The sequence below is a fragment of the Roseovarius sp. genome (assembly GCF_018066915.1).
Taxonomy (GTDB): Bacteria; Pseudomonadota; Alphaproteobacteria; order Rhodobacterales; family Rhodobacteraceae; genus Roseovarius.
This window is the reverse complement of the sequence record NZ_JAGPVV010000312.1, coordinates 1-12,585: the sequence shown is the minus strand read 5'-3', so window position 1 is coordinate 12,585 and position 12,585 is coordinate 1. Positions and strand designations below refer to the sequence as shown.

Here is a 12,585-nt window from a genome sequence, read left to right as displayed (position 1 = left end):
TGCGCGGCACGCTTGAAATCGTGATTGCGGCGGCCAGTGTCCTGATGACGCTGGCCGCAGTGGCACTTGCGGACCGGCCCGCCATGGCGCTCTTGTCCGGGTCGCGCGCCGTGATCGTTCCCGGTTATGCCAGCGGGTCAGGCGCGATATTGCCACCACAGATCAGAACCGCCACCCGTTCCCCCGCCGCAGGCCGATAAGCCCCGGACAAAAGCGCCGCCAGCGCCGTGGCCCCCGCCGGTTCCACCAATAGCCGCAACTCCCGCCACAAAAGCGCCTGCGCCTCAAGAATTGCCGCGTCACTCACGAGCACACTGGCCACGCCCTGCGCCTCGGCCAGACCATAGCACAGGCCTCCAATCCGCCGCGCGCCCAGCGCATTGGCCGCCACGCCAGACACCTCGACATCCACCGGCGACCCCGCCGCAAGCGCTGAATGAAGCGCGCAAGAGGTCTCCGGCTCGACCGCCACCACCCGGCGACGCCCTTCAAGCCAACCCAGCGCCCCGGCAATCAACCCGCCGCCGCCCACGGCAATCAACACCGTATCGGCGCTTAATCCCTGCTCCTCCCATTCCGACATCACCGTGCCCTGCCCCGCCACGGTCGTCTCGGCGTTATAGGGATGCACCTCGATCGCCCCGGTCGCCACGCGCCATTCGGCGGCACGCGCCGCCGCTTCGGCATAGGCCCCCGGCACCACCTGCAAATCGGCCCCTTGGGCGCGGATGAGCGCGATTTTGGCGGGGCCTGCGATCTCGGGCACGTAGATCCGCGCGCGGTGGCCAAGCCGCGCCGCGGCATAGGCCACCGCCGCGCCGTGATTGCCGCCGGAGGCGGCGACAATCCCCGCCTCCGGCACCGCCGCCTGCAAGAGTGTATTGAACGCGCCGCGCGCCTTGAAACTGCCGGTGTGCTGCATCTGCTCGAGCTTGAGCGCGATGGGCACGCCCCCAACCTCGACCTGCATCACCGGTGTGCGCCGCACATGCGCCTCAATGCGCGCCCCCGCCTCGGAAATCCGCTCCTGCCATGCCATCGCTCACACCTCTTTGCCTTTTCTTGATGGGTCAAACCCTATACTCCTGATCCCAAAGACCGAAAGCAAGGATCGCCCGCAATGAAAGACGACCGCCTCAGCCAGTTCCGCGATGCCGGTTCCGACCGCTCCACCGCCGAACAGGTGCCGGACACGCCCCAGACACGGGCCCCCGCCTATCGTCTGGCCTTTGCCGATCCCGATTTCATGTGCCGCGATGAATTGCGCCCCGTGCGCCTGCAACTCGAACTGCTAAAGCCCGAAATGGCCCTGAACGAACACGGCATCCAGAGCACCGTCGTTCTCTTTGGCGGCGCGCGCATTCCCGAACCCTCGCAAAAGGACACGGCGCGCACCAAGACGCTTGGTGACCTCTCGTGCTACTATGACGAGGCCCGCAAATTCGCGCGCCTGATGACCGAAAAATCCCTCACCAGCGACGGGCGCGAGTATGTCATCGCTACGGGCGGCGGTCCGGGGGTGATGGAGGCGGGCAATCGTGGTGCTGCGGATGCGGGCGGGGCCTCGATCGGCCTCAACATCGTGCTGCCGCATGAGCAGGCCCCAAATGAATATGTCACCCCCGGCCTGTGCTTCAACTTTCACTATTTCGCCATCCGCAAGATGCATTTCTTGATGCGCGCCCGCGCCATCTGCGTCTTTCCCGGCGGTTTTGGCACGCTCGATGAGATGTTCGAGGCGCTGACCCTCATTCAGACCGACCGGATGAAGCGCGTGCCTTTCCTGCTCTTTGGCGCCGCCTTCTGGCAGCGCATCATCAATTGGGAGGCGCTCTCCGAGGCCGGCACGATCAGCGCCGAGGATCTCGACCTCTTCCAATTCGTCGAAACCGCCGATGAGGCAATGCAGATCATCAATGACTGGCCCCAAAGCTGAGAGACCAATCCGCCCTTGCGCTTCTTCTTGGTTCAAATACTCAAATCCGCCACCGCCCCAGCATGCAGCGGTGCCCCTCAGATGATCTCGTCCTCGTCAAACAGCGCCGCCGCCTCGAGATGGGCGCTGATCCCCCCCGCCGCCGCCTCGGCGCGCGGTGTCTCTGCCACATGGCAGAGCGCGTCGCCCTCATAGACCACCGGCAGGTTGGTGCGCCCGATGATGATCCCGGTCACATCGGCCACCACCTCGGTCTCGATATCGCCAAAGGCATTGGCCACCGCCCCCAGCACCGTCCCCGGCTGCACCGCCGCACCCACAGGCAGATAGCCCCGAAATAGCCCGCCGCGCGGCGCGCGATACCAGCGCGAGCGCGCAGCGCGGATTGGCACACCGCGCGCGCGCGGCACACCCTTGGCCCCGATCATGCCCAGATGCTGCATCACCCGCAGGATACCGCTGACGCCTGCACGCGCCGCGAACTCATCAAACCGGAGCCCCTCGCCCCCCTCATAGAGCAGCACGTCCACCCCCGCCTGCTCGGCAGCCATCCGCAAGGAGCCGTCACGCAGCTTTGAGTCCATCATCACCGGCGCGCCAAAGGCACGGCCCAGCTCTTCCAGCCGCGTGTTGCCCGGTGTCAGACGGATTTGCGGCAGGTTGGTGCGGTGAATGGCCGCCGAATGAAGATCAATCCCCACATCCGCCCGCCGCACCACGTGATCCATGAAGATATGCGCCAGTTGCGACGCCATCGAGCCTTCGCTCACCCCCGGAAATACCCGGTTGAGATCTCGCCGGTCCGGCAAATAGCGCGTGTGATTGAGAAACCCAAAGGTGTTGACGATGGGCACCGCCATCAGAGTCCCCGCAATCGACGTGAGCGGTGCCGCCTTGAGCAATCGGCGCATGATCTCGACCCCGATCACCTCATCGCCATGAATCGCCGCCGAGACAAACAAAATCGGCCCCGCCCGCCGCCCATGGATCACCTCGACCGAGAGATTGACCGGCGTGTGATTGGACAAGGTGCTCACGGGAATATCCACCCGCGTCCGCGTGCCCGCCTCTACAGAAACTCCGCCGATCTCAAAGGGTTTGCGCCGCGCCATGGCATCCTCGCTCTGTCCGTTGCCGAACGCTATGGCAATTTGGTCAGGACTGTCCATGGGGCTTGCAGACGCGCGCGGCTCTGGTCTTTGGCTGTGGGGCATGGCACAGCGCTCTGCAACGCCGCCAACCCGAGAGGCCGCACATGACCACCGCCCTGCATGACGCACGCCTCCGGGCCGTCTTCGCCGCCGTGACCGACACGGGCGCGCGCACGCTCCTTGATCTGGGCTGCGGCGCGGGCGATCTGCTCTTGCGTCTGGCGCTCTTGCCCGGCCTCACCCGTTTGACCGGGATCGACATTGATCTGGCCTCGCTGCGCGACGCACAGGCACGGCTCGCGGACCTGCCCTCCGAGGCGCGGGCCAAGGTGCAACTGGCGCAGGCATCCATGACCGCCGCACATGCCAACCTGCGCGGCTATGACTGCGCTTGCCTCGTGGAAACCATCGAACATCTGCCCCTTGCCGATCTCAATCGGCTGGAACGCGCGCTCTTTGCCGATATGCGCCCCGGCCATGTGATCGTGACCACGCCCAACGCAGAGTTCAACCCGGTGCTGGGCGTGCCCGCCCACCGCTTTCGCCATCCGGGGCATCATTTCGAATGGGACCGCGCCCGCTTCAAAGGCTGGGCCGAGGGCGTAGCCGCGCGTCATGGCTACACCGTCACCCGCCACGACATCGGCGAAACCCACCCCGCCTTGGGCGGGGCAAGCCAGATGTCGGTGTTTCAGCGGCTGGGGTGAGAGTTTCATCCCAAGTGACGAGCCGCGCGGGGGACTTGGGGCTAAGCCTCCGTCAAACCAAACCTACCCCTTCAGACTGGTCTTGCGCAGATAGGGCAACACCTTCTCAAAGCTGCCGAACTTGGCCTCTGCTTCGGCATCGCTCAGGCTGGCCGGGATGATGACGTCCTGCCCCACAGTCCAATCCGCCGGTGTCGCCACGCCATTGCGCGACGTGGTTTGGAGCGCATCGAGCGCGCGCAGAACTTCCGCGAAATTGCGCCCCACCGTCATCGGATAGGTCATGCTCAGCTTTAACTGCTTGTCCGGCCCGATGATAAAGACCGAGCGCACCGTGGCGCTGTGGTTGGGCGTGCGCCCATCGGGCAGATAGGCCTCGGCGGGCAGCATGTCGAACGCCTTGGACACAACCAGCCCGTCATCGGCAATGATCGGGAACCGTGCGGCGCTTCCGCCCACCTTCTCGATATCGCCCTTCCACTTGCGATGGTCCTCGACCCCATCCACCGAGACGCCGATCACCTTGCAGCCCCGCTTTTCCCATTCCTCTGCCAACCGCGCCACAGCGCCAAACTCGGTGGTGCAGACAGGGGTAAAATCCTTGGGGTGAGAAAACAGAATCGCCCAACTATCCCCGATCCACTCGTGCAGGGAAATCGTGCCCAAATCGGTTTCCACCGTCAAATCGGGGATTACATCATTGATTCGAAGGCCCATAGCAGCATCCTTTCTCGTGTTGTTTCAGTCGTCGGCGGCAATTTGATCAAATTACCGCGCCCCGCTGGTTTCCAACCTTGCAGGTCGGCATCACCCCTGACAGAGTGCCGCCAAATCACTGGAGGTCAATACCATGATCGAGAAACGTCAGTTCTACATCAATGGCGCTTGGGTCAATCCCCTCGCGGCAAAAGATCACAAGGTCATCAATCCCTCGACCGAAGAGCCCTGCGCGGTGATCTCTTTGGGCGGTCAGGCCGATACCGACGCCGCCGTCGCCGCCGCCAAGTCGGCCTTTCCGGCGTGGATGGCGACGCCCGCCGCGACGCGCATCGCCTACGCAGAGAAGATCCTAGAAGTTTACAAGGATCGCGCCGAGGATATGGCACAGGCCATCAGCCTCGAAATGGGTGCGCCCATCGACATGGCGCGCGAACAACAAGTGGGTGCCGGAAGCTGGCATATCGCCAATTTCATCACCGCCGCGCGCGATTTCGCCTTTGATGAACCGCTGGGCGATCACGCCCCGAATGACCGCATCATCCACGAGGCCGTGGGCGTTGTCGGCATGATCACGCCCTGGAACTGGCCGATGAATCAGGTCACGCTCAAGGTCATCGCGGGTCTTGTCGCCGGATGCACCATGATCCTGAAACCGTCCGAGGAATCGCCGCTCAACGCCGTGATCTTTGCCGAAATCGTCGATGCCGCAGGCCTGCCCAAGGGCGTCTTCAACCTCGTCAACGGCGATGGTGTGGGCGTCGGCAGCCAACTGACCGCGCATCCCGATGTGGACATGATCAGCTTTACCGGCTCTTCGCGCGCCGGGCGCATCATCTCCAAATCCGCCGCCGACACGCTCAAGCGCGTGAGCCTCGAGTTGGGCGGCAAGGGGGCCAACCTGATCTTTGCCGATGCCGATGACAAGGCGGTCAAGCGCGGCGTGATCCGCTGCATGAACAACACCGGCCAATCCTGCAACGCGCCCACCCGGATGCTGGTGCAGCGCGAGATTTACGACCAAGCCGTTGAAATCGCCGCCGAAACCGCAAATGCCATCCCCGTCGGCCCCGCAAGCGAGGCCGGTCGCCATATCGGCCCGGTGGTCAACGAGGTGCAGTTCAACAAAATTCAGGACCTCATCCAAAAGGGCATCGACGAGGGCGCGCGGCTTGTCGCAGGCGGCACCGGGCGGCCTGACGGGCTCAACCGGGGCTTTTACGTGAAACCCACTGTCTTTGCCGATGTCACCAACGAGATGACCATCGCGCGCGAGGAAATCTTTGGCCCGGTCCTGTCGATCATCCCCTTCGACACCGAAGAGGACGGTATCCGTATCGCCAATGACACGCCCTATGGCCTCACCAACTATGTCCAGACCGGCGATCCGGCACGGGCAAACCGGCTGGCGCGCGCCCTGCGCTCGGGCATGGTGGAAATGAACGGCCAATCGCGCGGCGCTGGCTCGCCCTTTGGCGGCATGAAACAATCGGGCCACGGGCGCGAAGGCGGCAAATGGGGCATCGAGGATTTCCTCGAGGTCAAATCCGTCTCGGGCTGGACCCCCGGCGCCTGACCGCGTGACCGGGCGCGCCTTTGCCCTGCACGGCGCGCGTGACGCCACGCAGCGCGAGCGGGCGCGCCATATTCTCAACACTTGCGGGCTGGAGGGCGACCTCTGGCCCGCGGTCGAAGGCACAGCCCTCTCCTCCGCTGCGCTCTCGGCCACGGTCGGCGCAGGGCTTTTCGCCCCCGCCTACCCCTTCCCCCTCACCACGCCCGAGATTGCCCGCTTTCTCAGCCATCGCCAGATCTGGGCCGAGATCGTGCGCCGCGACCTCGATTTTGGGCTGATTGTCGAGCAGGACGCAGCGCTTGATCCGGCGGTGTTTTCAAACGCCCTCGCGCTTGCCCGCGACCATATCGACGATCTGGGCTGTATCCGGTTTCAAACGCAGGCGATGGGCGGTCCCGCCCGGCTGATCGACACCAATGGCGGCTCTGTGCTCAGCCTGCCTGTGGTCAGCGCGCCACCGTGCCCGGTGCAGATGATCGGGCGCGACGCGGCGATCCACCTCTTGCACCTGACCGAGAGCTTTGACCGCCCGGTCGATGCCCTGATCCAGAGCCATTGGCACACCGGACTGCGCGCGGGCGCGATTCATCCCTCGGGCGTGTCCTGCATCGCCCAAACGCAGGCCGGATCAGAGCGCGCGCCCCTCACGCAGCTTTGGGCGCGCTACCTCTACCGCCGCGCACTCCGCCGCGCTGCGCGCCATAGCCGCGCGCCGGTCACAGGCGGATTGATCTGATCTCCCCGCCTATTCCGCCGCACATCGCCCCGGATTATTGGGATGCGTTGTCCAGTTGGCATACTCCTCCCGCACCACCTCGCCGGTGCGCGGATCGACCATACCCGCCGCCATCCGCTCCATCGTGATACAGCCCTCGATCGGGCAGACATTGACGCAGAGGTTACAGGCGACGCACTCGTCATCCTTGACGGTAAAGACCCGATCCTCGGACATCGCAATCGCCTGATGGCTGGTATCCTCGCAGGCGGCATAGCAGCGCCCGCATTTGATGCAGTCATCCTGATTGATCTTGGCCTTGGTCACGTAATTGAGGTTGAGATCCTTCCAATTGACCACATTCGGCACGGCGCGCCCGACCAGTTGGTCCACCGACGTGAACCCCTTGTCATCCATATATTGCGACAGGCCCGAGATCATTTCCTGCACGATCTTGAACCCATAGGTCATCGCCGCCGTGCAGACCTGCACATTACCGGCGCCCAGCGCCATGAACTCCGCCGCATCGCGCCATGTGGTGACACCGCCAATACCGCTGATCGGCAGGCCCGCCGTGGCCAGATCGCGCGCAATCTCGGCCACCATGTTGAGCGCGATGGGTTTCACCGCAGGCCCGCAATAACCGCCATGCGCGCCCTGCCCGTCAATCGTGGGCTCAGGCGCAAAGAGATCGAGATCGACGCTCGTGATCGAATTGATCGTGTTGATCAGGCTCACGGCATCGGCGCCGCCCTCCTTGGCGGCCTGCGCGGGCTTGCGGATATCGGTGATATTGGGTGTCAATTTCACGATCACCGGCAGGTTTGAATGCTTCTTGCACCAATAGGCGACCTGCCCCACATATTCCGGCACCTGCCCCACAGCGCTGCCCATGCCGCGCTCGCTCATGCCATGCGGACAGCCGAAATTCAGCTCGACCCCGTCACAGCCGGTATCCTCGACCCGGTGCAATATCTCGCGCCAGGCGTCCTCATTGACCGGCACCATGAGGCTCGCAATCAGCGCGCGGTCCGGCCAGTCGCGCTTGACGCGGCGCATCTCCTCTAGGTTCACCTCCAGCGGGCGATCCGTGATCAACTCGATATTGTTGAGGCCCAGCAAACGCCGATCCGCCCCATAGATCGCGCCATAGCGCGGCCCGTTCACATTGACCACGGGCGGTCCCGCCTCGCCCAAGGTCTTCCACACGACACCGCCCCACCCGGCCTCGAACGCGCGGCGGACGTTATATTCCTTGTCCGTCGGCGGGGCCGAGGCCAGCCAGAACGGGTTGGGCGATGTGATGCCGATGAAAGTGGTTGTCAGATCCGCCATGGCTCAGCCCTCCGCCATCAGGGTTGCGTGGATGTCTTCGGCGGCGTCGCGCCCTTGGGCCACCGCCGTCACGGTCAGGTCATCACCCCCCGCCGCGCAATCGCCCCCGGCCCAGACACCGGGCAATGACGTGCGCCCGGCCCCGGTGACGGCGATCTTGCGCCCGTCGAGCGCCGGCAGATCGGCCCCCTCAAGCGTCTGACCAATCGCCTTGAACACCTGATCGGCAGCTAGGCGAAACCTCTCGCCCGTGGGCTTCAGATCGTCGCCGCTATACTCAAACTCGACCTCGCGCACGGCCCCATTGCCATGCACCGCGATGGGCGTGGCATTGGTCACGATCCGCACCCCCTTGGAGGCCGCAAGATCCTGTTCATAGCGGCTGGCATTCATCCGGTCGCGCCCGCGCCGGTAAACCAGCGTGACATTGAGCGCGCCCAAGAGTTTGGCCTGCACGGCCGCATCGACCGCCGTCATGCCGCCCCCGATCACCACCACATCGCGCCCGACGGGCAGTTGCGCCAGATCCTTGGCCTGCCGCAGGTCCGCGATGAAATCCACCGCATCGCGCATCCCCTCGCGGTCCTCGCCGCTCAGACCCAGCGCATTGACCCCGCCCAGCCCGATGCCCAGAAAGACCGCATCGTGATCTTCCTGTAACTCTGCCAGCGTGATTTCCCGCCCCAGACGCTGCCCGGTGGCCAGAGTGATCCCGCCGATCTGCATCAGCCACGCGACCTCGCGCGCGGCGAAACTGTCGGTGCTCTTGTAGGCGGCAATGCCGAATTCATTGAGACCACCGGGCTTGGCGCGCCCATCATAGAGCGTGACGTCATGCCCCTTCATCGCCAGACGATGCGCACAGGCCAGCCCCGCAGGCCCGGCGCCCACCACCGCCACGCGCCGCCCTGTCGGGGCCGCGCGACTAAAGGGATGCACGCCCTGTTCCATCACGGTATCCGTGGCATAGCGCTGCAACCGCCCGATAAGCACCGGCTGCCCCTCGGCTGCCTCGCGCACACAGGCCTCTTCACACAGCGTTTCCGTGGGGCAAACGCGGGCGCACATGCCACCAAGGATATTCTGGCTCAGGATCGTCTTGGCCGCAGCCTCGGGCGTGCCGGTGGCGATCTGCCGGATAAAGAGCGGAATGTCGATCGACGTGGGACAGGCGGTGATACAGGGCGCATCGTGGCAGAAATAACAACGATCCGCCGCCACCAACGCCTCGTGATCATCAAGGGGGGGATGCAGATCGGTGAAATTGCCCTGCAAGGCGGCGGGATCAAGCCGGCCTGCGACGATGCCGGGGGCGAGTTGACGATCTCTCATGGCTGTCTCCGGTCAAGGATGGCTGAGGATCAGTATTCCACGATTCGAAATTTTATCAATTGGTAAAATTTAACGGCAGACGAAAAAGAAACCCCCTGAGAACCTCAGAGGGCAAAGCCGATGAAAATTGCAGCAAACCTTGGCCGCCTTAGCCCACCTTGCGCTGACGCCAGAGCGTGAAGAGCCCAGCCCCCACAACCAGCGCGCCGCCTACGGCCACGTTCATCTCAATCGTTTCGCCAAAGATGAAAATCCCGATGCCCGTGACAAAGAAGAGTTGCAGATAGGCAAAGGGCTGCACCGCGCTCGCCTCTGCCACCTCGTAGCATTTGATCAGCGTATAATGCCCCGCCGCCCCGGTGATGCAGAGCGTGATCATCCATGCCCAGGCATCGGGCGTCATCGGCTCCCAGAACCAGATCCCGGCGAGGGTCATGGCAATCGAGCCGACCGTCCCGGTCCAAAAGAAACTCGTCGCCGCCGAATCCTTGCGCGCGACATAGCGGGTGAGCAACCCGTAGAGCGCAAACATCAGCGCCGCGATAAAGGGCACAATCGCCTTGGGGTCGATCACGCCCACCCCCGGCTCCAGAATGATCAGAACGCCGATGAACCCGACCGCAATCGCCACCCACCGCCGCCAGCCCACCCGCTCGCCCAGAACCGGGCCAGAGAGGGCGGCAATCAAGAGCGGATAGCAGGCAAAGACCGCATGCACCTCGATCAGGCCCAGAAGGGTAAAGCCATAGATCATCACGCAGATTTCCGCGACCAGCAGCACGGCGCGAAACCCCTGCATCAAGGGTTGCGATGTGGTGGCCGCCGCCCGCAGCCCCCCGGCCTTGCGCGCGGCAATCACCATCACAAAGGCGGCAAAGAACCAGAACCGGATCATCACCACCATCAGCACGTTGTAATCCTCGGCCAGATGCCGCGAAATCCCGTCCTGCGCCGCAAAGATGACCGTGGTCAGCACCATCAGCCAGATGCCCATGCGGGTGTTTTGAACTGTCACGAGCGGTCTCTCACGGGTGGTCTTTCCTGGCGATGGTCATGTGCCGTTTGCGGCCATATCCCTGACCCCGCGTAACACAAAACCCGGCGGCCTCAAGCCCCCGTCGCACAAACCCCGCCGCCGTATAGCTCGCCGCCGTGCCCCCCGGCACGGTGTGCCGCGCCACCTCGGCCATCAATTCGGGCTGCCACAACTCGGGGTTCTTGGCGGGGGAAAACCCGTCCAGAAACCACGCATCCGCCTTGCCCTGCCAAGGCTTTAGCGTCTCGCGCGCATCCCCTGCGACCAGCGTGAATTCGAGGTCCGGCAGGCTGATCCGCTGTGCCTGCCCCTGCCATTGCGGGGCGAGGTCCGCCGCGACCCCCGCCAGTTCCGCAAAGCGGGCTTGCGCGCGGCGCATGTCTTGGGGGGCCATCGGATAGGCCTCAAAACTGGTAAAGTGCAAGCGCCCGGTCACGCCCGCCGCCCGCCATGCCGCGAGCGCGGTCAAGAGGTTCAGCCCCGTGCCAAATCCCAATTCCGCAATGTGAAACCCGTCGCGAAACCGCGCCGGCAGGTCATTGCCCCCCAGAAACACATGCCGCGTTTCCGCCAAGCCATTGTCGAGACTGAAATACGGATCATCGAACCGCACCGACACCGGCACATCGCCGTCGCGCCAGATCAGGTCTGCGGTCTGGTCCTGCATGGCATGATCCTCTAAAGCATGGCCGAAACGCGCGCGACCATCGCGCGGCAACAAAGGATTGGCAATGGTCGATATCACGGTGATGGGCGCAGGCATCTTTGGCCTCTCGGTGGCCTGGGCCTGTGCCAAACGCGGCGCGCGCGTGCGTGTCATTGATCCGCATGGTCCCGGTGCCGGGGCCTCGGGCGGCATTGTCGGCGCTATGGCCCCGCATGTGCCCGAGCTTTGGAATAGCAAAAAGGCGTTTCAACTCGACAGCCTGCTCATGGCCGGTGATTTCTGGGCCGAGGTGGCCGAGGTCTCAAACCGCTCTCCCGGATATGCCCGCCTTGGCCGCCTGCAACCCATCGCCGATGCCGCAGCCCTCGCACTGGCCCACGAGCGCACCCAGAACGCCGCAACCCTCTGGCAGGGTCAGGCCGAGTGGCGCGTGCTCCCCGCCTCTGGCGCGTGGTGCCCGCCCAGCGCTACCGGCCAGATCATCCACGACACGCTGACCGCGCGCCTCCACCCGCGTCAGGCCTGCGCCGCCCTTGTCGCCGCCCTGCACGCGCGCGGTGCCGAGGTTGTGACCGAAGGCCCTGCATCGGGCCACATTCTCTGGGCCACAGGCATCGCCGGGTTGGAAGAAATGACCGCCGCGCACACCCGCACTGTCGGCAATGGGGTCAAGGGCCAAGGCGCGCTGTTGGCCCATGACGCCCGCGACCAACCACAGATTTTCGCCAATGAGGTGCATATCGTGCCGCATGAGGATGGCACCACCGCCATAGGTTCGACCTCAGAGCGCTATTATGACGATCCCAGCAGCACCGATGCCCAGCTTGACGATGTCATCGCTCGCGCCGTGGCGGCGGTGCCCGCGCTGGCCGGTGCGCCGGTGATCGCGCGGTGGGCCGGGGTGCGCCCCCGCTCGCGCTCACGCGCGCCGATGCTGGGCGCGCATCCGTTTCGACTGGGCGAATTTCTGGCAAATGGGGGCTTTAAAATCGGCTTCGGCATGGCCCCCAAGGTGGCGCAGGTCATGGCCGATCTGATGCTCGACGGCATCGACACAATTCCCGATGATTTCAAGCCCGAGGCATCGCTTTGACCCAGCCAACACTTGCAGCACTCGACCATCTCGTGCTGACCGTGGCCGACATCCCCGCCACATGCGCCTTTTACCGGGACGTGTTTGGCATGACGCCCGAGCCGTTTCATCCCGCCGATGGCAGCACCCGCTGGGCGCTGAAATTCGGCACGCAGAAGATCAACCTGCATCAATCCGGGGCTGAATTCGATCCAAAGGCGGCGCAGGTCCAACCCGGCAGCGCCGATCTGTGTTTCCTCAGCGAGACACCGCTCGAGGTGTGGCAGCACCATTTCGCGGCCCTTGGTGTGACGGTCGAGCTGGGCCCCTTGCCCCGCTCC

The 12,585-nt window shown here is 64.4% G+C and carries 13 protein-coding genes; 6 read left to right on the top strand and 7 right to left on the bottom strand.

The window, feature by feature from the left end; translation table 11 throughout:
• Positions 1-124: 124 nt before the first annotated feature.
• Positions 125-1,039 (bottom strand): threonine/serine dehydratase, encoded by a 915-nt coding sequence (locus KBT70_RS17685; RefSeq protein ID WP_296637303.1) that lies wholly within the window; start codon positions 1,037-1,039, stop codon positions 125-127.
• An 81-nt stretch (positions 1,040-1,120) separates the two neighbouring features.
• On the opposite strand from KBT70_RS17685, the gene KBT70_RS17680 reads away from it, so the two are divergent.
• The gene (locus KBT70_RS17680) at positions 1,121-1,936 is read left to right on the top strand and encodes an LOG family protein (RefSeq protein ID WP_296637300.1); all 816 of its coding nucleotides are present in this window, start codon (positions 1,121-1,123) and stop codon (positions 1,934-1,936) included.
• Positions 1,937-2,013: 77 nt separating this feature from the next.
• Here the strand turns inward: KBT70_RS17680 and KBT70_RS17675 are convergent, their stop codons facing one another.
• Positions 2,014-3,048, bottom strand: a complete 1,035-nt coding sequence (locus tag KBT70_RS17675; RefSeq protein ID WP_296637306.1) for a succinylglutamate desuccinylase/aspartoacylase family protein — start codon at positions 3,046-3,048, stop codon at positions 2,014-2,016.
• A gap of 143 nt (positions 3,049-3,191) precedes the next feature.
• Here KBT70_RS17675 and KBT70_RS17670 point away from each other — a divergent pair, with 143 nt between their 5' ends.
• On the top strand, positions 3,192-3,794 hold the full coding sequence (locus KBT70_RS17670) for a methyltransferase domain-containing protein (RefSeq protein ID WP_296637297.1): 603 nt from the start codon (positions 3,192-3,194) through the stop codon (positions 3,792-3,794).
• A gap of 63 nt (positions 3,795-3,857) precedes the next feature.
• Here KBT70_RS17670 and KBT70_RS17665 read toward each other — a convergent pair whose 3' ends face one another.
• Positions 3,858-4,511 carry a peroxiredoxin gene (locus KBT70_RS17665; protein WP_296637295.1) on the bottom strand — a complete coding sequence of 218 codons (654 nt, stop codon included), beginning with the start codon at positions 4,509-4,511 and terminating at the stop codon, positions 3,858-3,860.
• 133 nt (positions 4,512-4,644) lie between these two features.
• On the opposite strand from KBT70_RS17665, the gene KBT70_RS17660 reads away from it, so the two are divergent.
• Positions 4,645-6,087, top strand: a complete 1,443-nt coding sequence (locus tag KBT70_RS17660) for an aldehyde dehydrogenase family protein (RefSeq protein WP_296637291.1) — start codon at positions 4,645-4,647, stop codon at positions 6,085-6,087.
• Between the two features lie 4 nt (positions 6,088-6,091).
• Positions 6,092-6,823, top strand: a complete 732-nt coding sequence (locus KBT70_RS17655) for a glycosyltransferase family 25 protein (protein WP_296637288.1) — start codon at positions 6,092-6,094, stop codon at positions 6,821-6,823.
• A gap of 9 nt (positions 6,824-6,832) precedes the next feature.
• Here KBT70_RS17655 and preA read toward each other — a convergent pair whose 3' ends face one another.
• The 4 genes from preA to mnmD form a co-directional block, all read right to left on the bottom strand.
• Positions 6,833-8,137: an NAD-dependent dihydropyrimidine dehydrogenase subunit PreA gene (gene preA / locus KBT70_RS17650; protein ID WP_296637285.1), complete on the bottom strand. Its 1,305-nt coding sequence runs from the start codon at positions 8,135-8,137 to the stop codon at positions 6,833-6,835.
• Between the two features lie 3 nt (positions 8,138-8,140).
• Entirely contained in the window at positions 8,141-9,469 is a 1,329-nt protein-coding gene (locus tag KBT70_RS17645) for an NAD(P)-dependent oxidoreductase (protein ID WP_296637284.1), read from the bottom strand.
• 148 nt (positions 9,470-9,617) lie between these two features.
• Complete coding sequence (locus tag KBT70_RS17640; protein WP_296637281.1) at positions 9,618-10,484, bottom strand: DMT family transporter; 867 nt, start codon at positions 10,482-10,484, stop codon at positions 9,618-9,620.
• 10 nt (positions 10,485-10,494) lie between these two features.
• Entirely contained in the window at positions 10,495-11,172 is a 678-nt protein-coding gene (mnmD, locus tag KBT70_RS17635; RefSeq protein ID WP_296637278.1) for a tRNA (5-methylaminomethyl-2-thiouridine)(34)-methyltransferase MnmD, read from the bottom strand.
• A 64-nt stretch (positions 11,173-11,236) separates the two neighbouring features.
• On the opposite strand from mnmD, the gene KBT70_RS17630 reads away from it, so the two are divergent.
• Both KBT70_RS17630 and KBT70_RS17625 read left to right on the top strand, forming a co-directional pair.
• A complete protein-coding gene (locus tag KBT70_RS17630; protein ID WP_296637275.1) occupies positions 11,237-12,265 on the top strand; it encodes an FAD-binding oxidoreductase in 1,029 nt (342 codons plus the stop codon).
• Positions 12,262-12,585 (top strand): VOC family protein (locus tag KBT70_RS17625; RefSeq protein WP_296637272.1); only part of this gene is annotated, 324 nt, incomplete at its 3' end. The genes KBT70_RS17630 and KBT70_RS17625, both read left to right, overlap by 4 nt.